The sequence below is a fragment of the Microbacterium sp. MYb62 genome (genome assembly GCF_002979475.1).
In the GTDB taxonomy this organism is placed as follows: domain Bacteria; phylum Actinomycetota; class Actinomycetes; order Actinomycetales; family Microbacteriaceae; genus Microbacterium.
Genome location: NZ_PCOY01000031.1, coordinates 14,483 through 33,274 on the forward strand (window position 1 = coordinate 14,483; position 18,792 = coordinate 33,274).

The following is an 18,792-nucleotide window of genomic DNA, read 5'->3' on the forward strand; positions in this document are numbered from 1 at the left end:
GCCGGTACAATCGACCAAGCACGAAGGAGCAGGAGAACGGGTGGCTGAGAAAGTGGCGAAGTCCAGGGCGAAGGCGCAGAAGGCCGACGAGACCCCCATGGGACCCACGGGCCGTCCGTACCACGGGTTCCCGACGCCCGAACCGTTGAAGTCCCATGGCCCCGCGCGCATCATCGCGCTGTGCAACCAGAAGGGCGGCGTCGGCAAGACGACGACCTCGATCAACCTGGCCGCGGCTCTCGCTGAGTACGGTCGCAAGGTGCTCGCGGTCGACTTCGACCCGCAGGGCGCGCTGTCGGCCGGTCTCGGCATCCCGACGCACGACGTGCCGACGATCTACGACCTGCTGCTGGACACCAAGCGCGATGCGCACGACGCGATCGTGCACTCGAGCGTCGAGGGCCTCGACGTCATGCCGGCCAACATCGACCTCTCCGCCGCCGAGGTGCATCTCGTCAACGAGGTGGCGCGTGAGACGATCCTCGCTCGCGTCCTGCGCCAGGTGGCAGGGGAGTACGACGTCATCCTCATCGACTGCCAGCCGTCGCTCGGCATCCTCACCGTGAACGCGCTGACCGCGGCGCACGGTGTGATCATCCCGCTCGAGTGCGAGTTCTTCGCGCTGCGCGGTGTGGCGCTGTTGATCGAGACGATCGACAAGGTCCGCGACCGCTTGAACCCGTCGATCACGATGGACGGTCTGCTGGCGACGATGTACGACCCGCGCACGCTGCACTCGCGCGAGGTCCTCGAGCGGGTCGTCGAGGCATTCGGCGACGACGTGCTGGAGACCGTGATCGGACGCACCGTGAAGTTCCCGGATGCCTCGGTCTCGGGTGTGCCCATCACCGAGTTCGCCCCCGAGCACGCCGCCGCTCAGGCCTACCTGCGGCTGGCGCGGGAGCTGGTCGCCCGTGGCGCCGTCGCCTAGCGAGGAACCTGTCGAGGCATCGCTCGCCGAGAGCGCAGACGATGCGGCGCACGCCGAGAACGTCGGATTCCGTGTCTCGTTGTCGAATTTCGACGGACCGTTCGACCTGCTGCTGAATCTCATCTCGAAGCACGAGATGGACATCACCGAGGTCTCGTTGAGCGCGGTCACCAACGAGTTCATCGCCTACCTGGGGGCGCTCGAAGACGATGAGGATCTCGACCAGGCCTCCGAGTTCCTGGTCGTGGCAGCGACGCTGCTCGACATGAAGGTGGCGGGACTCCTGCCGCAAGGCGAGCTGGTGGATGCCGAAGCCGTGGCTCTCCTCGAGGCACGCGATCTGCTGTTCGCGCGGCTGCTGCAATACCGCGCCTTCAAAGAGGTCTCTGCCTGGTTCTCCCGCTGTCTGCAGCGCGAGGACCGTCGGCATGTCCGAGCAGTGCGTCTCGAGGAGAAGCATCGGCGGCAGACCCCGGAGCTCGTGTGGTCGTTGAGCGCCGACGACTTCGCCGCGCTGGCACTGCTCGCGTTCGCCCCGAAGGAGATCCCGCACGTCGGACTCGATCACCTGCACGCTCCGCTGGTCAGCATCCGGGAACAGGCGGCGATCGTCGTGACGCTGCTCCGCGCCACCGAGTCGGTGAGCTTCCGTGAGCTCGTCGCCGGGGTGACCGAGCCGGGCATCGTCGTCGCGCGCTTCATCTCGGTGCTCGAGCTCTATCGGCAGGCGGCACTGTCCTTCGAACAATTGGAACCGCTCGGGGAGCTCACACTCCGCTGGGCAGCCGACTCCTGGTCGGATGAGACGCTGGCGACCCTGGGAGCCGACTATGACCGATGACCTGACAGCAGAAGATCTGACGGACCCGACGCGGGGCGAGCGCATCGACGAGGTGGCGACCGAGCTCCCGCTCGCCGAACGCATCGAGGCGATCCTCTTCATCGTGGACGAGCCGATCGGCCTCATCGCGCTGGCCGCGGCCGTCGGGTCGCCCGTGCCCGCCGTGCGTCAGACGCTCGAGTCGCTGGTCGAGGACTACGACGGTCTCGGGAAGGGACCGCGGCGCGGCTTCGAGCTGCGCGAGGTCGGCGGCGGTTGGCGGCTGTACGTGCGGGAGGATCTCGACGACGTCGTCGCCGCGTTCGTCGGAGGGCAGGCTCCCGCGCGCCTGTCGCAGGCGGCGCTCGAGACTCTGGCCGTGATCGCGTACAAGCAGCCCGTGACGCGCAGCCAGGTCGCCTCCATCCGTGCGGTGAACGTGGACTCCGTCGTCCGCACGCTCCTCGCTCGCGGTCTGATCACCGAACTGTTCGCCGATTCCGAGACGGGCGCGATCAACTACGGCACCACCGATGCTCTCCTGCAGCATCTGGGCATCAACTCGCTCGACGAGCTGCCTCCAATCTCTCCGCTGCTCGACGACGGTGCAGACGGATTCGACGAAGGGACCATCCGATGACCGGCTTCGACGCCTCGACAGACTCCGAGGCCGCACCTGAGGGCGTGCGTCTTCAGAAGGTGCTGGCCGCCGCCGGCGTGGCCTCGCGCCGCGTGGTCGAGCAGTACATCACAGAGGGGCGCATCCGCGTCAACGGCGTCGTCGTGTCCGAGCTCGGCAGGCGGATCGATCCCGAGAACGACCTCGTCGACGTGGACGGCACAGCCGTGCAGCTCGACGTCTCGAAGCGTTACGTCATGCTCAACAAGCCGACCGGTGTGGTCAGCAGCATGAAGGACGAGAGTGGACGCCCCGACCTCCGCCGGTTCACCGCCGACTACGAGGAGCGCCTGTACAACGTCGGCCGTCTCGATGCCGAGACCAGCGGCCTGCTCATCCTCACCAACGATGGCGCGCTCGCCCATGTGCTCGCGCACCCGTCGTTCGGTGTGACCAAGGTCTACATCGCGAAGGTCGAGGGGACCGTGCTTCCTCAGACGATCTCGAAGCTCACCAAGGGCATCGAGCTCGATGACGGTCCGATCGCCGCCGACAAGGCACGTCTGCTCGACACCTCCCGCGGGTCGAGCCTGGTCGAGCTGACTCTGCATTCAGGACGCAACCGCATCGTGCGTCGCATGCTCGCCGCGGTCGGTCACCCCGTGACCGAGCTCGTCCGCCGACAGTTCGGCCCGCTCCACCTGGGAACCCTCCCGGCGGGGAAGACGCGGGAACTGAGTAAAATCGAACTCGGCGCGCTTTTGACCCTGTCGCGCCGGGATTCCGGTGTCGCCGAGGCGCCAGGCGAGCAGGAGAACGAATGACCGATACGACGAGTGCGCCCACGGGGCGGAGAGCGGGCTTCGTCGCGCCGCGGCTCTCCGGCACCGTCCGCGTCGTCGGCGCCGGTCTGCTCGGGGCCAGCATCGGTCACGCGCTCCGCGCCAAGGGGATCGATGTCGTCCTGACGGACGCCTCACCCGCCCAGCTTCGACTCGCCGTCGACTACGGCGCCGGCCGGATCGCGGCCGATGACGACGCGCCGTCCTTGATCGTCGTGGCCGTCCCACCCGACGTCACCGCCGACGTCATCCAGGCCGAACTCGCCCGCTACCCCGACGCCGTCGTCACCGATGTCGCCAGTGTGAAGCTCGAGCCCTTCCGTGCTCTGCAGGCGCGTGGTGTCGATCTCACCCGCTACATCGGCTCGCATCCGTTGGCCGGTCGCGAGCGCGGCGGTGCGATCTCGGCGCGTGCCGACCTCTTCATCGGCCGACCCTGGGTGGTGTGCCGGGATGAGGAGACGAAGGTCGCAGACCTGGCTCTCGTCGAAGCGCTCGCGCTCGACGTCGGGGCGATGCCTCTCGAGATGACGCCGGAGGAGCATGATCGCTCGGTCGCGCTCACTTCGCACGTGCCGCAGGTGATCGCGAGCCTGCTCGCCGCACGTCTCGCCGGAGCCGAGGAGGGGTCACTCCGCCTCGCCGGGCAGGGCATCCGCGACACCACGCGTATCGCGGCGTCCGCTCCCGAACTCTGGGTGCAGATCCTCGGGGCGAACGCCGCCCCCGTCGTCGAGATCCTCGACGCGTTGGCGTCCGACCTCGGCGAGATCTCGGATGCGCTCCGCGACCCCGGGGCGCCCGGCGCCCGCCGCATCGTCGCCGAGACCATCCGCCAGGGCAATGATGGCGTCGAGCGGCTTCCCGGAAAGCACGGGCAGAACCAGCGCTTCGAGACGCTCGTGGTCATGGTCGACGACACCGCGGGGCAGCTGGGACGCCTCTTCGGCGAACTCGGCGAACTCGGCGTCAACGTCGAGGACCTCCGCCTCGAGCACTCGCCGGGCGCGCAGTTCGGCCTCGCGGAGATCAGCGTGGACCCGGCAGCGCTGCACGGTGCGATCACCGGACTCCAGGAACGCGGCTGGCGGATCGCAGGGAGCACCAATGACTGATATCTCGACCTCCGCCGCGGACACCTCCGTGAGCGATGCCGACAAGTTCATCGCGATCGATGGTCCGGCGGGCTCCGGGAAGTCCAGCGTCTCGAAGGCGGTCGCCCGCAGGCTCGGTTTCGGCTATCTCGACACCGGCTCGGCATACCGCGCGCTCGCGTGGCATGTGCTCGACCGTGGTGCCGACACTTACGACGCCGAGGCCGTGCGCGCCGTCGCATCCGATTTCCCCGTCCGGCTGGGTCTCGACCCCGACGAGAGGACGGTGCTCGTGGGCGACGTCGACGTCACCGAGGCGATCCGCGATCTGCGCGTCTCCGGAGCCGTGAGCGGAGTGGCCCGTGTCCCCGAGGTGCGGGCCCAGGTGAACGAGCTGTTCCGTCGGCTCGTCTCCGAGTCGTCCTATCCTGCCGTCGTCGTCGAGGGCCGTGACATCACGACCGTCGTCGCACCGGATGCGCCCGTACGGATCCTGCTCACCGCAGCCCCCGAAGTGCGGGCTGCACGACGCGCCGGCGAACTCGCCGGCGAGAACGCGGCCGCTGTCGCCGCGGCGCTGCACAAGCGCGACGCCTCCGACAGCGCCGTCGTCGATTTCCTCAACGCCGCAGAAGGCGTCGAGGTCGTCGATTCGACGGAACTCGATTTCCCCCAGACCATCGACGCCGTGCTCACGGTGATCGAACGACTCCGAGGAGCACACCGTGGCTGACGAAGAATACGAAGGCGGCCCCGACCAGCTCGCCGAGAAGATGGAACAGATCGACGAGCATCTCGCCGAGCAGCGGGCGGAGACCCTGCGCGCGGGCCTCTCCGACTACGAGCTCGACGATGAGGATGCCGCGCTGCTCGCGGGTATCACGCTCGGCGAGGACGGCATCCAGTACAGCCCCGCGCTGCCGGTGGTGGCGATCGTCGGACGCCCGAACGTGGGCAAGTCCGCGCTCGTGAACCGCATTCTCGGCCGCCGCGAGGCCGTCGTGGAGGACACCCCCGGTGTGACCCGCGACCGCGTGACGTACAAGGCCGAGTGGGCGGACCGTCGGTTCTCCCTCGTCGACACCGGTGGGTGGGAGCCCGACGCCCGCGGCATCGACCGTTCGGTCGCGATGCAGGCGGAGGTCGCGATCGATCTCGCCGACATGGTGCTGTTCGTCGTCGATGCGATGGTGGGTGCGACGTCGACCGACGAGCACGTCGTGAAGCTGCTGCGCAAGAGCGGCAAGCCGGTGTTCCTGGTCGCCAACAAGATCGATGACGCCCGTCAGGAACCCGAGACCGCTGCGCTGTGGAGCCTGGGCCTCGGCGAGCCGTGGCCCGTGTCGGCCATCCACGGGCGCGGCGTCGCCGACCTTCTGGACGCCGTGCTGAAGAAGCTCCCCGAGGTGTCGGCCGTCGCGAAGCAGGAGATCGGCGGACCGCGCCGGGTGGCCATCCTCGGTCGCCCGAACGTCGGCAAGTCGTCGCTGCTGAACAAGGCCGCGGGCGAAGAGCGTGTGGTCGTCAACGATCTGGCCGGCACCACCCGTGACCCGGTCGACGAGGTCGTGGAGCTCGGCGGCAAGATGTGGCGCCTGGTCGACACCGCCGGCATCCGTCGACGCGTGCACATGGCGCAGGGTGCGGACTTCTATGCCTCGTTGCGCACCTCGGCCGCGTTGGAGAAGGCGGAGGTCGCCGTCGTCGTGCTGGACGTCTCGGAGACGATCAGCGAGCAGGACGTGCGCATCATCGACCTCGTGCTGGAGTCGGGCCGCGCGCTCGTGCTCGCCTTCAACAAGTGGGATCGTCTGAACGACGACGACCTCGAGAACGCCGACCGCCGTCGCTACCTCGAGCGCGAGATCGAGCAGGACCTGGCGCATGTGGCCTGGGCGCCGCGCGTGAACATCTCGGCGAAGACCGGGCGACACCTCGACAAGCTCGTGCCCGCGCTGGAGACGGCGCTGGAGAACTGGGACCGTCGCATTCCGACGGGCAAGTTCAACGCGTTCCTCGCGGAGCTCGTCGCCGAGCACCCGCACCCGCTTCGTGGCGGCAAGCAGCCGCGCATCCTGTTCGGCACGCAGGCGTCCACCCGTCCGCCGACGTTCGTGCTGTTCACGACCGGGTTCCTCGACCCGGGGTATCGCCGGTTCATCCAGCGCCGCCTGCGCGAGCTCTACGCGTTCGATGGCACGCCGATCGTGATCAACATGCGGGTGCGCGAGAAGCGTCAGCGCTGATCTGTTCCGGCGCATGTCGCGCGTGGTGCTGTGACCCCCGATGCTGTGAAAGGCTGAGGGGGTGAGCGTCGTACCTCCTGCACCCGGTGAGCCGCGCCGTCCCGAGGGGGCGCGGAATCCCGGCGATGCCTGGGTGGTCGCGGAGACGGGGGAGAAGTACTGGGGGCGCTTCGGCGCTGCCGGACTTCTCGCGTTCGATCCGGCTCGCGGCATCCTCTTGCAGCACCGGGTCTCGTGGAGTCACTTCGGTGGCACCTGGGGCCTGCCGGGGGGAGCGCTGCACGAGGGGGAGAGTGCGATCGACGGCGCGATCCGGGAAGCGCAGGAGGAAGCCGGCGTGCCGGACGGCGCGGTGCGCGCGCGGTTCACGAGCGTCCTCGATCTGGGCATCTGGTCATACACGACCGTCATCGCCGATGTGCAGGAGCGGTTCGACCCCGTGATCAGCGACCCGGAGAGCGTGGCGCTGGAATGGGTTCCCGTCGATGAGGTCGACGCGCGACCGCTGCATCCGGGATTCGGTGCGGCCTGGTCGGCGCTGAGGGCGCTGCTCGAGGTGAGGCCCGCGATCGTGGTCGATGCCGCGAACGTCGTGGGGTCGGTGCCCGACGGATGGTGGAAGGACCGGGCCGGGGCAGCGTCTCGCCTGCGTGCGCGCTTGGAAGGGCTGGAAGTGCCCGCGAGCGCTCTGGAGCTTGCCGGTGACGACTGGTTCCCCGAGGTGTCGATGGTGGTGGAGGGGAAGGCCCGTGCCATCGAGCCCGTGGCGGCGGCAGGCCCGGCGGCCGTGTCGATCGTCAGAGCGGATGCCGCGGGCGATGATGCGATCGTGGCGGAGGTCGAGCGTCGTGTCGCCGCCCGACGGACCGTGATCGCGGTGACGAGCGACCGGGAGCTTCGTGAGCGAGTGGAGCGCGCGGGGGCTTCTCACGTGCGGTCGGCGGGATGGCTGCGAGACCTGCTCGACAGCACGGACTGAGTCCTCCTCAGACGAACATCACTCGCCGGGGTGGCGAATCGGCATAGTCGCGTCCGAGGGGACTGTGCCAGGTGATGGTTCCGTCTTTCTCCTGCTGCGCATTCCACCGATGCGGATCGGGGACGTCCGGATGCTTGAGCGTGTGGTGCGCTCGGCAGAGGTGGCCGAGGTTGTCGAGTCGGGTTCTGCCACCCTTGGCATGATCGCGGTTGTGATCGACATCGCATCGGTGCACCGGCATGCGGCACCCGGGGAAGCGGCAGTGCTGATCGCGAGCGCGGAGGAATCGCCGCATGCCCTCGGTCGGTGTGTAGGTATCGGTCTCGATCACCATCCCGGCCGCATCGAGGAACAGGCGGGTCCAGCCGTTGTTGCGTCCAGCGAGGTCGCGGGCGATGTCGGGGTCGAGAGGTCCGTGCCCGTCGAGCTCTGCAAGCCGGTTGTCGGCGCCGAGGAGTGTGTTCGCGGCGACCGTGACCTGTACCCGCGCCTGGATGTCGTCAAGGCCGTCGCCGTGAGCGGCGCTCGGGTCTGCGGTGAGCAGCAGGTCGCTGAAGAGGTCGGCCTGAACCTGTGCCCAGGTGCGCGTGTCGGGCGAGAAGTGCTCGATCTCGGGATCGGTCGCGAACGTGTCTCCGTCGGCGCCCGGGATCACGCCCTCTGCACAAGGGATCATCCCGCCGGCGTAGGGATCGAATGACGGGTCGTCGAGCGCGAAGTCCTCGGGGGAGAGGCCGTCGTGGTCGCCGTCCCACCACCACGGCAGCGGGACGAATTCGCGGTCGGCCCTGGCACGCACGACCTCCTTCGTCATCCGGCTCAGGCGGTCGGAGATCGCGGTCGCGATCCATTCGGGGAGCACCGCGGTCAGCAGCGCCAGACCGTCGTCGAGAGACTTCACCGTGACGCACCGCTCTTCCGCCGCCCGACGATGACGATCGACCACCGTCTCGCCGACGAGGGCGGCAGCGACCTGTCGTGCGTGTGCCCTGGTGCGTGCCGCCGTGTCCTGTTCGGCGACGACGAGGACCGCGGTCTCGAACAGCTCCATGACAGAGGCATCCGCCTTCTTGTTGCGGATAGCCTCGGCGACGAGGGCGCTCGCCCTCGCGATCTCGCGGACATGGCCGGAGCTGATCGACCCACTCGCGAATGCGGCGCGGATCGCGGGAAGGTGAGCCTGCAGAGCGTGCGCATCCGCGAAGGCGAACTCCATCGAGCCCTTCGGAACGTGCGCGGCGGCGGAGAACTCGGCGACCATCGAGCGGTGGATGGCATCGCGATGGAACGGGCTCGCCGAGACGTCGGCATCATGCAGGGCGATCTGCTCGATCAGGAGCTCTGCGGCTTCGGCCTCGAACGCGGCGATCTGTCGGCGCTTCGCCACCCAGGCGTCCAGCACGCGCCGTCTCTCCTCGAGATCGAGGTCGAGATCGGTGCGGTGTTCCATGGTTCGATTCTAGAATGAATGTTCGAAGAATCGCACGGTAGATACCGGAGTATCAATCCATCGCATCATGGTTCCGTCCACGCAGCTTGTCGATGTCGCGACGTTCCCGCTTGGTGGGGCGGCCTGCGCCGCGGTCGCGCAGACCCAGGGCTGCCTGAGGTTCGCGCTCCGGCGTGCGGTCCTCGTAGGCGAGCGCGGCGACAGGAGCGCCCACCCGCTTGACGAGGAGCTGGCGGACGATGAGGATCCGGTCGAACCCGGCGATGCGGATTCGCAGTTCGTCGCCGACGCGGATCTGCTGCGCGGCTTTGACCTTGTCGCCGTTCACGCGCACGTGCCCCGCGCGGCACGCCGTCGTCGCGGCCGATCGCGTCTTGTAGACACGGATCGCCCAGAGCCAGCTGTCCACGCGCGCCGCGTCCATCAGGGGTTCTGCTTCCGGAGGGCGAGCAGAGCGCCCGCCACGATGAGGCCCTGGCCGAGCGTGTAGGTGAGCATGACGGCCGGGCTGCTCCACGCGGGCAGGGACTCCGGCAGGAACAGGCGGAATGCGAGGATCGTGTCGCTTGCGAGGAAGAAGGCACCACCGACCGCGATCAGCGGGTGACACCGCGCGGAGAAGGCGGCCGTGCCGCCGAGGACGAGTCCGTAGATCGCGACGCCGATGAGCAGACCGCCCGTGTGCGGACCGAGGAAGACGATCATCGCGATCCACCAGGCGACGTACACGAGAGCCCACCAGGGCATGCGCCGTACTGCGAGATGGCGGGCGAACAGGACGATGTACGCCACGTGCGCGATGCCGAAGAACAGGAGCATCAGGGGCAGCTCGGGAGCGGCAGGGAAGAAGGCCCCCGCGCCGTCGCCGAGCCAGGAGAAGAGCACGGCTGCAAGCAGCAGGAGGAGCGTCGAGCGTGGAATCAGGTGCCGAGCGGAGAGCAGCACCGGAACGGCCAACAACGGCATAAGTAGAAGCTTGGTCGGCCCGGCGAGCGGGCTGCCCGTGGCCAGCAGGACGACGTGCAGGATCGACACCACGGCGAAGGGGAGGAACGCCCACACGAGTGAGGTGAGCGGGGCGCGTCGCTGCATTCTCTCATCGTATGGTCGAGGCGTCGATGTGTCCGACGTCGTGCTCGCCGTATGTCGGTTGCTCACGACTCGACGGTGACCTGCGCGACGCTGTCGTCGACGGCGAGGTGTACGGCGGGCCAGTACCCCTCGGGGAAGTGTTCGCCGCAGCTGTCGATCAGGTGGAGGATGACCGTGCCGTCGGCGGCGGCCTCGAGTGCCTCGATCGTGAGATCGGAGGCGGCCTCGTCGAGCTCGTGGGGCTCGGGATCGCTCGTGCTGAATTTCGAGACCACGGCATCCGTCGCGATCCGGCGCAGCGTGTGCAGACGCTTCACCGCGTCGCGCATACGGGGGAGGAGAGGGGCGACCTCGTCGGACGTCGTGCCCTCGAGCATCAGCTCGAGCTCGGTGCCCTCGACCGAGACGGTGCCGACGAACCAGTCGTGCGTCAGCACGCTGCCGTCGGTGAGCTCGGAGGTGGCGCGGGTGAGGGCGCCGAGTTCGGGATCGTCGATGGTCGCATTCTCGTCGCTCATGTCTTCACGCTAGCGGCTCGGGAAGACGCCACGATCATGCGGCAAGGTCGAGAGCGACGAGGGTGCGGCCGGGCTTGAGCTCGGTCTTCTCGGTGAAGCCGGCCGCGAGGAAGGTGCCGAGCGTGCCATGGAACAGTTCGTTGGCGCGCTGCTTCTCCCCGCCGGTGTCGACGGGGTAGCCCTCGATCAACCGTGCTCCGGATTCGCGGGCGTAGTCGACTGCCGCGGTGAGGAGCTCACGGTTCAGTCCTTCGCCGCGATGCTCCCGCCGCACGACGAAGCACGTGACGGCCCAGACCGACTCGTCATCGAAGGGCTCTGTCGTCGCCGCCGCGATGATCCTCGTGCGCGGAACGCGTGCCTGTCTCGTGCGCGGGCCGATGCGGATCCAGCCGGCGGCCTCACCGTCGACGTACGCGATGAGTCCGGGTGGTGGGCCCTCGCCGATCTCGGCGCGGAGCATCTCGGTGCGCTGCGGCGTCGTCGTCGCGTTCCAATCCTTGTTGCTCAGCACCGGCCAGATGCACTGGCAGCTGGCGCCGTCGCCGCCCCCCGTGAGCGCGTGCTGGACATCATCCCAGCGGGCGGTCGTCGCCACCTCGGTCGTGATCGTCACCATGCCGCGACGCTACGCCGGACATCCGACACCCGCAACGCCGCCGGTTCGCAGAGGCGCCCGGGATGAGGCTAAGATAGGGGAGTTGCCTGCGCGAGAGCACAGGACAACGGGCTGTGGCGCAGCTTGGTAGCGCACTTGACTGGGGGTCAAGGGGTCGCAGGTTCAAATCCTGTCAGCCCGACCAGATAAGGCCCGGAAACTCGCAAGAGTCTCCGGGCCTTCTGCATGTCCCGGGCACGCCACCCCCTCCCGAACCGGGTTGCCGGTTACCGCCTCCGAGGTGCACATAGGCTTGGCACAGGCCCGTGTCCTTGTATCCCGCGTTGCCGGATCGCGGGGATGGCGCGCGGTTGGGCGGTGCTCCGACGTCGGTGATCGAGACACATCCACTGCTGAAGGCGCATCGGTATCTGCTGACTCTCGCCGCGGGCTCTGCGTCGTGGGCAGGCAGCCGTGAGGTGTCGGTGGTGTTGCGTGACGGCTTCCGCATCGAAGACGAGGATGTCGTCTATCCGGACATGGCGATGCGGGCGATCGTCCAAGACCCCTCGCCGCGTGGCGGGCGGGACGACCTGGGGTGGCCGAGCTTGCAGCTCGTAGTCCTCGAAGCGCTGTGGATAAGCTGATCCCGTGGGAATCGTGACGCAGGGGCGGCTCACGTTCCGCACGGTGTGGGGTGGTCCATCGCCGCAGGCGGGCTTCATCGAGGAGCTCGGGCGGATCAAGCAGCACCTGCGCACGGTGGAATTCTCATATCACTTCGACCTCTTCCTGACGGTCGGTGGCGAGATCACGCCGGTGCCAGGGCCGTCGGGGTTGCGGAACCCGCGAGTGTCTCCGTCGCGACGAACCGTCACCGGAGAGATCCGGATCAGTGACGACGAGGTCAGCGCCGCCTCTGATCCGGTCGCCTTCCTGCGGCAGACGATCCACCGGGCAGTCACCGATCTCATCGGACGGGTCGCCGCTCGTGACCGTGCCTTCGACGCGGACGCTGAGCAACAGAAGATCGCGTTCCTCATCGATGAAGATCCGGCCGCTGCCGACAGGATGAGCCCGTGAAAGACCGTGGCATCGCCGAGCTGTCACGCCGATGGACACCTGATCGGCTGGCTGCGCTGCAGGAGCAGGTGCTGCAGCAGGCTCGCATCGTGAAAGGTCCGCATCGGTTCGACACCGACTGGCCGGAGACGGACGAGAGTCGGCTCGACCTGCGCGGCGTGAAAGCGGGGCGTGACGGCCTGCAGTTCCGGTTCATCACATTGTCCCGCGCCGATTTCCGCCATGCTCGAGGCCGCCTGATGTTCTTCGAGTCAGAGCTCTCCGACTGTCTGTTCGATTCTGCATCGCTCACCGGGCAACCCCGTTTCGACCGCAGCTTCGTGCGATGCAGTTTCCGTGCTTCGTCGCTGAAGGGACTGGCGATCGGGTCGAAGGTCACCGAGTGCGACTTCACCGGTGCGGATCTGCGCACGATGAGGTCGTCGCCGAACACTCGATTCGAGCGCTGCCTGTTCGACGGCGCCGACCTCAGCGGCGCAGACTTCTCGGATGCCACGTTCGAAGACTGCACGTTCGTCGATGCGACGTTCTCCGCGAGCACGAGCTTCACCCGGTGCGCATTCGTGAACACGTCCGTCACGTTCGGTCTCGCACGTGTGACATGCTCACGTCGGGAGGGCGAGCCGATGCCGGACCAATGGGATGGCGAGGAGCACGCCGACGCCACGCGTGCAGCGTACGCGCGGCGCTACGCGCGCGCCGCTGCTGCAGGGCGTGCGGACGATCTGCCCCTGGACCCGGACGTCGCGGGCTAAGGGCTGAGCGTCGCGTCGGAGACGTGGGTGCCGTCGAACAGTAGTCTCTCGACGATCCTGTTCCGTGCTGTCGGCCGCGCGATGATGTACCTCAGCAGATCCTCGAAGTCGGAGAACACGACCACCGCCTCTTCGAACTCCGGCTCCGTTCCGTGGACGACTGCTCCATCGTCTCGCACTGCCAGGTACTCGTAACCGTCGCGAACGGAAAGCAGGATGGGCACGTGACGTTCCCAGAAACGGGAGACCGCGATCGCCTCGTCATCCGTTGTCGCAGCCTGGGCACTCAGCTGTTCGAACTCGTTCCACGCGAACGCACCTTCCGCGCCGGTCGAGTAGTCGGAGCGGGACAAGAACCACACGGACTCGTCTGAGTCCGACAGCAGCGAGAACGAGGACACCCAGCGGATCACCGGTTCGGGCGCCGGGTGCAGCGCGGAGGGAACACCCTCTTCCGCGGACCGCGGCGGCTCATACATCCACCCGGCTTCCTGCAAGGATTTGGCCGTGCGCCGGAGGAGTCCCTTCGTCATGTCGTCGTCACCGAGCACATTCTCTCCGGGCAGGCGGTCACGTGGTCGCACCTGTGTTGGCCCATTCCAGCGTCGACAACGTCGCCTCGACGCTCTTGAGGCCGATGTTCCCGCAGCCGACCAGGGTGACCCTTCGCAGCCGGGGGAGGTCGTTGAGGGCGGCGATGCCGGTGATCTTCTTGCAGTACTGGATGTTCACGATCTCGAGTTGCTGGAGAGCAGCCAGCTCCGAGATGTCGCCCAGAGCGGTGAGGTTCTTCAACCGCAACGACTCCAACTGGGGGAGCGCACCGATCCCGGTGAGGCTCGTCAGCGTGCGGCCACCGATCAGTCCGAGACGGCGAAGCCCGACCGGTTCGACGAGGCGGAAGATCTCCTCGTCGGTGGGCACGTTCAACAGGTTCAGTTCTTCGAGCGGCAGTTCGAGCGCCTGCCGCACATTGCTCAGAGATCTCTGCGGGTAGAGGGAGAGGGCCCGGAGCGTGGGGAAGTGCTCGTTTCTGAATCGGAAGGGTTCGCCGACGTAGAGGGTCTTCAGGTTCGGCACCACCACATCCGGCCACGCCAGGGTCCGTTCGCCGACGTGCACGGAGAGCTCCTCCAGGCTCTCCGGGAGATCGCCCTGCCGCAGTTGCGTGACGACAGTGGGGAGGACGCGCCCCGGCCCGATGCTGAGGGCTTTCAACCTCGTCATCGCTGTGATGATCTCAGGGAGACGGTCGATGGGCCCGTCAAGGGGAGACCACAGGTGCACATCGGTGATGCGCGACAGCTGCTCGGCGTCGTAGGGCTGGTCGTAGAAGACGAGGTCTCGGTCAGGCACGTCGAATTGGTCCTGGTGCGCGCTGTGCAACACCATGGTCCGCGTGCCCGTTGACGCCCTCATCCGCTCACCCCTGAATCCGACGGCTGTCGTCGACGCCGCACCTCAGGTTACCGGCGCATGCTGTCGTCGTCCCTGCCGCGCCGCGCCGGTCCCGCAGCGCCTGCGCACGCGTCGCGCGTCCTGGTCGTCGGGATAATGGAGGGGTGACGTGGATTCAGGAGGTCGTGACCTACGACGGATTGCCGACCTCGGCGGGAGGCGCGCACTCGCTTCGCACCAAGAAGCCCCGCACGGCCTACGAGAGCGTGCAGGCGTTCCTGGATGCCACCGGCGTGACGATCGGTGCACCGGAGACGTCCTTCCAGCTCTGGGCAGGAGGTCCGCCCGACGTCGCAGGCCGCTTCGAAGACTTCGCGGCAGCGCGCCTCGGCGGACCGCAGAGCCGGCAGCGCACGCACACCGTGTGGCGGGTTCGCTCCGATGACGTCGATGCCACGCTCGAGGCCCTGAGCAGTGCTGATGCGGGAGCGGTGACCGGCCACGGCCATCCGCTGGCCTCGCTGGTCTGGACCGCGCAAGTGGCTCTGGTCGATCCCTCGACAGGAGCGCCCTACGAGGGGATCGACGCGGATGCGTTCGGTCGGTTCGCGGTGGATGGTTATGGGCGCCTCCTCGGCGCGTCCGGGGTGCGTGCCACGTTCGGCACGACGGCCTCCTCGCTCGCGCTCTGGCTCGGATTCCCCGCCGACGACCGGTTGCATGAGGCGGCCGCTCACGTGCAGAAGCACCTGCCCTTCCGTCTGTCGGCGAAGCACTGGCGCCGGTGGCGCGCCACGAAAGACGGGCAGTCCTACCGGGCGACGAAGATCACGTCTCCACTGGTGTCGTGAGCACACCGTCGAAGCTCCATCGGCTCTGCCTCTTCATGACGCCCGCGGATGAAGCAGAGTTCAGCGACGCGGTGCGAACCAGCCTTCCCGCGGTGAGGTTCGTCGATGCGACTCAACAACCCGAGACACACACCCCGACGTTTCGCTCATCACTGAGTGAATGCGCAGGCCCTCACGTCACCCTCGTGGACACGAGCATCATCTCGGAGAGCAAGTTCCACCGTGACTATGTGGTGCGTCACCCGTCCGGTCGGGGGTGGGTGTACGCGATCGTCGGCACCGGCCTCGCGAGCCTCGTGCGGTCACGTTCCGAGGATGACTGCTTGTGGAACGGCGAGCTGCGGGCATCGGTGCCGGCAGAGGACAGCCGCACCGCGGAGTACGTTCGCGAACTGATGCGTGTGGCGCGCACCGGCGGGACGGGCGTGTTCGCGGTCGACCCGATGACGAGGAACATCGCGCATCGCGCGGAGAGGAACTTCATCGCGTGGCCGGATGCCGCAGCCGGTTTCGGGGCGAAGGAGGCCCCGTCGCTCACCAACGGCCCGACGGCGTGGTTCACCATCGATCGCTGATGAGCCACGGTCCCGCGTCCAAATCCCACAGCAGAGCGTCACCCTTCTCGCTCCCCGAAGCGTGAATGCAGCTACTCGCGGCGGGGGTTGTACTTCGCTTCGAGGTAGTCCTTCCAGGTTCGCGAGCCGCGACCGCCGTTCCGGGTGGTGAGCGCGCCTGAGCGGAATGCCCTGCCGAGCTTGCCGGGGATCCGCAGATGCAGGATTCGTCGCCTGCGGTTGGTGGCTTCGGTCCACTCGGTGAGCGCTTGGTCCAGGCCGAGGCGCTCGGGCCCGGCGAACTCGACCCGCTCCACCGAGGGCTCTTCGAGGAGGACGCGGAGTAGTTCCGGAGCGATGTCGTCGGTGTCCACGGGCTGCGCGACGACATTTCTGTCGCTGATCAAGGCCCCCAGCCGGGACATGCCGGTGAACGCCTGATCGAGGAACTCATGGAACTGCGCAAGCCGCACCACCGTGGTGTTGATCGGCGACGCGTGAACGAGCTGTTCGGTGGCGAGTTTGATCTGGAAGTAGGCCCAGGGGATCTGGTCGCATCCGATGATCGATGTGTAGATGAGTCGGGAGACACCAGCGGACTCGGCGGCTTTCAGCAGGTTCCGCGTGCCATCGAGTTCGACCGCCTTGGTGTACCGACCCTGGTATGGCGCCGAGGCGAGATGGATGATCGCATCGATGCCCTCAGCAGCTTCTCGGAGACCTGCCCCGGTGCTCAGGTCGCCGACGACCCGCTCGAGTCGGACTTCGGGTTCCCGTGGACCGCGCGACAGTGCTCGCACCGTCAGGCCGGCCGCCTGCAGATGGGAGACGGCAGCTCGGCCGAGTCTTCCCGTTGCGCCGGTGACGAGGATCTGGGGTCGTGCCTCGTTCATGCTCGGTCTCGTTGCGGTGAGCTCTGGGTGGGATGCTGTGCGCTGCCGAGAGCCTGCGCCAGCGTGTCGAACGCGACGGTGAGAGCATCCGCGCGGGGAAGCGTTGCCGGGCGAATCGCCGCCGCCACGGAGAGCCCCTTGACGAGAGCCATGAACAGGTCTGCGGCAGGCTTGACGGCTGAACCTTCGGTGTCCTCGCCGAGGAGTGCGGTGACGTGATCGTGCCAGACGTCGAGTGCGGCGTTTCTCTCGGTGAGTTCCGTCGATGCCTGCGGCGCGACGAGGACGCTGCAGCTCGCGAGTGCACGGAACGTCGCGTCTTCCTGCAGGAGCTTCACGTATTGCGTGAGGAGATGTGCGAGTGAGGTATCGCCGGAGAAGAGCTTGTCGGCGTAGCTCGCCCACCCCCACTCCAGCGCCTGCTCCAGAAGCGCCAGTTTCGAACGGAAGTGATGATGCAAGGCCCCGCGAGTCACTCCCGCTCGGGCGGCGACACTCTCGAGCGTCGCGCCGCCCCAGCCCTGGGACTCGAACTCCCGCAGCGCGGCTTCGAGCAGGCCGACCCGCGTGCGCTCTGCGTCCTCTGCTGTCCTTCTCATACATACAAGCTAACACGTATGTATGATCGAGGTCATCGTTGATGACGACCCGCCCCGAGTGTTGCCGACTTGCCCGTCTCGAACGGACCAGACGATCGATCGCTCGTCAGCTCGACAGGGGGAACGTCAACACATGCGAAGCGTCACGACGGCCAGTAGTTCTTCTTGACGGTGACTTCTTCGATTCGCGCGGTGCCACCGATGGACCTCACGTGGGCGTACATTCTCACTGGACCGACCAGGGCGTACGGCATCACGTACTGGGCAAGCGTGATCCCGTCGCTCGACACCGTCTTCGGGATTTCGACTGCGGGTTGCGCGAGCGTCTGCACGACCGCGCCAGCCGAGTTCAGAGTCTCCGCGACGACTCGGATCTGGAGCGCTGAAGCGACGCCGGAAGCACGCAGATTGACGACAGCTTCCCCTGTCTCGCGCCTCCCGGCGCCGAGTACGGCGAGGTAGTTCTCGTTTGCACCGACGCGGACCGGGATCCAGGAGTTCGCCGGTATGACGGTGTTCCACGCATGGGTCGTGGACTGATGGGTAGGCACGGGATCCTCCGGGTTCGCAGGCTGAGTGGGGGTGGTGTCGATGACGTAGTTCTCGAAGTCGACGGTGTTCTTGAAGCCGAGCTGGGTCGGGGACCCGCCGATCCAGAGGGACACATGAACGTGGGCGCCGTATCCGGTTTCGCTATCGAAACCGGAAGCTCCCGAGTAGGCGATGAGCGCACCCTGCACGACTCGGGTCCCCACTTGGACCGTGCTGGCGTCGAGGTGGAGGTAGCGGATGTAGTTGCCATCGTCAGCGCGGAGGGCCAGATAGCGCCCCGTGGCCGTCGAAGGTGTGTCCTTGCGGTCCACGATGATGCCGCTCGTCGCCGCCCAGACAGGCATGCCTCTCGGCACGGAGTAGTCTGTGCCCGGCTCAGCGGAATTGCGATTCCGGTGTCCCTGCCAGGTATCCGAGATCGGAGCGTAGCCGCAGGGACGCACGTACATACCCGCTGCGGATGCCGCCTCTCGGGGGGAGAGGGCATTCCAGCCGAAGATCGCCGTTCCGCAGACGACCCCGGACGCGATCAGAGCCGACCTACGTGACAGGACGGGGCGGGTCTGCGAGGTCGGCGGCGACGCCGTCGACTCTGATCCGCACACTATCGATCACCCCCCTCGTTCTTCCCGTCGATCAGCTTCTGAATCTGTTCCTCGGGGAGGCGCTCGATCGAGGCGGACGACAGGCCGATGTCCGGGCTCGTCGGAGAGCCGCCGATCGTGCACTGCGCCTCCCCGGCGAATCCAGCTGTCTGCGCGGGGACGAGTACAAGCCACTCGGGGTCGACGTTGCGTCGCTCGATGCGGCTGCCGGTGGTGTCGAACTGCACATCGCTGGCGAATGCCGACTTCGTGGCGCCGACGCAGATCTCGACCAGTCCGCTGGCGGTGAAGTCTCCGTACTCGTCGGCGGAGG

The 18,792-nt window shown here is 67.4% G+C and carries 24 protein-coding genes and 1 tRNA gene; 14 read left to right on the plus strand and 11 right to left on the minus strand.

What is annotated here, in order from left to right; translation table 11 throughout:
- Positions 1 to 97: 97 nt before the first annotated feature.
- The 8 genes from CQ042_RS18970 (at position 98) to CQ042_RS19005 (ending at position 7,531) form a co-directional block, all read left to right on the plus strand.
- Positions 98 to 931, plus strand: coding sequence for a ParA family protein (locus CQ042_RS18970; protein WP_181157642.1), 834 nt, complete (start codon positions 98 to 100; stop codon positions 929 to 931).
- Positions 915 to 1,772 (plus strand): ScpA family protein, encoded by an 858-nt coding sequence (locus CQ042_RS18975; protein ID WP_105672006.1) that lies wholly within the window; start codon positions 915 to 917, stop codon positions 1,770 to 1,772. The genes CQ042_RS18970 and CQ042_RS18975 overlap by 17 nt, the downstream gene beginning before the upstream one ends.
- Entirely contained in the window at positions 1,762 to 2,391 is a 630-nt protein-coding gene (gene scpB / locus CQ042_RS18980; RefSeq protein ID WP_258132358.1) for an SMC-Scp complex subunit ScpB, read from the plus strand. Before CQ042_RS18975 ends, scpB begins: the two co-directional genes overlap by 11 nt.
- Positions 2,388 to 3,194, plus strand: coding sequence for a pseudouridine synthase (locus CQ042_RS18985; protein WP_105672007.1), 807 nt, complete (start codon positions 2,388 to 2,390; stop codon positions 3,192 to 3,194). Before scpB ends, CQ042_RS18985 begins: the two co-directional genes overlap by 4 nt.
- Entirely contained in the window at positions 3,191 to 4,327 is a 1,137-nt protein-coding gene (locus CQ042_RS18990; protein ID WP_105672008.1) for a prephenate dehydrogenase, read from the plus strand. The genes CQ042_RS18985 and CQ042_RS18990 overlap by 4 nt, the downstream gene beginning before the upstream one ends.
- Entirely contained in the window at positions 4,320 to 5,039 is a 720-nt protein-coding gene (cmk, locus tag CQ042_RS18995; RefSeq protein WP_105672009.1) for a (d)CMP kinase, read from the plus strand. Before CQ042_RS18990 ends, cmk begins: the two co-directional genes overlap by 8 nt.
- A gap of 40 nt (positions 5,040 to 5,079) precedes the next feature.
- Positions 5,080 to 6,552, plus strand: a complete 1,473-nt coding sequence (gene der, locus CQ042_RS19000; protein WP_258132359.1) for a ribosome biogenesis GTPase Der — start codon at positions 5,080 to 5,082, stop codon at positions 6,550 to 6,552.
- A 61-nt stretch (positions 6,553 to 6,613) separates the two neighbouring features.
- Entirely contained in the window at positions 6,614 to 7,531 is a 918-nt protein-coding gene (locus CQ042_RS19005; RefSeq protein ID WP_105672011.1) for an NUDIX hydrolase, read from the plus strand.
- Positions 7,532 to 7,538: 7 nt separating this feature from the next.
- Here the strand turns inward: CQ042_RS19005 and CQ042_RS19010 are convergent, their stop codons facing one another.
- From CQ042_RS19010 to CQ042_RS19030, 5 genes are all read right to left on the minus strand, one after another.
- A complete protein-coding gene (locus CQ042_RS19010; protein WP_105672012.1) occupies positions 7,539 to 8,981 on the minus strand; it encodes an HNH endonuclease signature motif containing protein in 1,443 nt (480 codons plus the stop codon).
- A gap of 52 nt (positions 8,982 to 9,033) precedes the next feature.
- Complete coding sequence (locus tag CQ042_RS19015; RefSeq protein ID WP_181157638.1) at positions 9,034 to 9,405, minus strand: RNA-binding S4 domain-containing protein; 372 nt, start codon at positions 9,403 to 9,405, stop codon at positions 9,034 to 9,036.
- Positions 9,405 to 10,073, minus strand: a complete 669-nt coding sequence (locus CQ042_RS19020; protein ID WP_105672013.1) for a lysoplasmalogenase family protein — start codon at positions 10,071 to 10,073, stop codon at positions 9,405 to 9,407. Before CQ042_RS19020 ends, CQ042_RS19015 begins: the two co-directional genes overlap by 1 nt.
- A 62-nt stretch (positions 10,074 to 10,135) precedes the next feature.
- Positions 10,136 to 10,591, minus strand: a complete 456-nt coding sequence (locus CQ042_RS19025) for a hypothetical protein (RefSeq protein WP_105672014.1) — start codon at positions 10,589 to 10,591, stop codon at positions 10,136 to 10,138.
- A gap of 34 nt (positions 10,592 to 10,625) precedes the next feature.
- Entirely contained in the window at positions 10,626 to 11,210 is a 585-nt protein-coding gene (locus CQ042_RS19030; protein WP_105672015.1) for a GNAT family N-acetyltransferase, read from the minus strand.
- A 107-nt stretch (positions 11,211 to 11,317) separates the two neighbouring features.
- Here CQ042_RS19030 and CQ042_RS19035 point away from each other — a divergent pair.
- From CQ042_RS19035 to CQ042_RS19050, 4 genes are all read left to right on the plus strand, one after another.
- Positions 11,318 to 11,394 (plus strand) — tRNA-Pro (locus CQ042_RS19035).
- 187 nt (positions 11,395 to 11,581) lie between these two features.
- Complete coding sequence (locus CQ042_RS19040; protein WP_105672016.1) at positions 11,582 to 11,836, plus strand: hypothetical protein; 255 nt, start codon at positions 11,582 to 11,584, stop codon at positions 11,834 to 11,836.
- A gap of 4 nt (positions 11,837 to 11,840) precedes the next feature.
- Entirely contained in the window at positions 11,841 to 12,272 is a 432-nt protein-coding gene (locus CQ042_RS19045) for a hypothetical protein (protein ID WP_219844881.1), read from the plus strand.
- Entirely contained in the window at positions 12,269 to 13,027 is a 759-nt protein-coding gene (locus CQ042_RS19050; RefSeq protein ID WP_105672017.1) for a pentapeptide repeat-containing protein, read from the plus strand. Before CQ042_RS19045 ends, CQ042_RS19050 begins: the two co-directional genes overlap by 4 nt.
- On the opposite strand, the gene CQ042_RS19055 is transcribed toward CQ042_RS19050, so the two are convergent.
- Together CQ042_RS19055 and CQ042_RS19060 are read right to left on the minus strand one after the other, a co-directional pair.
- Positions 13,024 to 13,560 (minus strand): hypothetical protein, encoded by a 537-nt coding sequence (locus tag CQ042_RS19055; protein ID WP_146115432.1) that lies wholly within the window; start codon positions 13,558 to 13,560, stop codon positions 13,024 to 13,026. The two genes, CQ042_RS19050 and CQ042_RS19055, sit on opposite strands and share 4 nt — an antisense overlap.
- Before the next feature lie 37 nt (positions 13,561 to 13,597).
- Positions 13,598 to 14,383 carry a leucine-rich repeat domain-containing protein gene (locus CQ042_RS19060; protein WP_146115433.1) on the minus strand — a complete coding sequence of 262 codons (786 nt, stop codon included), beginning with the start codon at positions 14,381 to 14,383 and terminating at the stop codon, positions 13,598 to 13,600.
- Between the two features lie 206 nt (positions 14,384 to 14,589).
- On the opposite strand from CQ042_RS19060, the gene CQ042_RS19065 reads away from it, so the two are divergent.
- A complete protein-coding gene (locus tag CQ042_RS19065) occupies positions 14,590 to 15,276 on the plus strand; it encodes a hypothetical protein (RefSeq protein WP_105672020.1) in 687 nt (228 codons plus the stop codon).
- Between the two features lie 185 nt (positions 15,277 to 15,461).
- Entirely contained in the window at positions 15,462 to 15,851 is a 390-nt protein-coding gene (locus tag CQ042_RS19070) for a hypothetical protein (protein ID WP_105672021.1), read from the plus strand.
- Between the two features lie 71 nt (positions 15,852 to 15,922).
- Here CQ042_RS19070 and CQ042_RS19075 read toward each other — a convergent pair whose 3' ends face one another.
- The 4 genes from CQ042_RS19075 to CQ042_RS20585 form a co-directional block, all read right to left on the minus strand.
- Positions 15,923 to 16,723 carry an SDR family oxidoreductase gene (locus CQ042_RS19075; RefSeq protein ID WP_105672022.1) on the minus strand — a complete coding sequence of 267 codons (801 nt, stop codon included), beginning with the start codon at positions 16,721 to 16,723 and terminating at the stop codon, positions 15,923 to 15,925.
- Positions 16,720 to 17,322: a TetR/AcrR family transcriptional regulator gene (locus CQ042_RS19080; protein ID WP_105672023.1), complete on the minus strand. Its 603-nt coding sequence runs from the start codon at positions 17,320 to 17,322 to the stop codon at positions 16,720 to 16,722. Before CQ042_RS19080 ends, CQ042_RS19075 begins: the two co-directional genes overlap by 4 nt.
- A gap of 143 nt (positions 17,323 to 17,465) precedes the next feature.
- Positions 17,466 to 18,323 (minus strand): M23 family metallopeptidase, encoded by an 858-nt coding sequence (locus CQ042_RS19085; RefSeq protein WP_146115434.1) that lies wholly within the window; start codon positions 18,321 to 18,323, stop codon positions 17,466 to 17,468.
- A 155-nt stretch (positions 18,324 to 18,478) separates the two neighbouring features.
- Positions 18,479 to 18,792 (minus strand): hypothetical protein (locus tag CQ042_RS20585; RefSeq protein ID WP_181157640.1); only part of this gene is annotated, 314 nt, incomplete at its 5' end.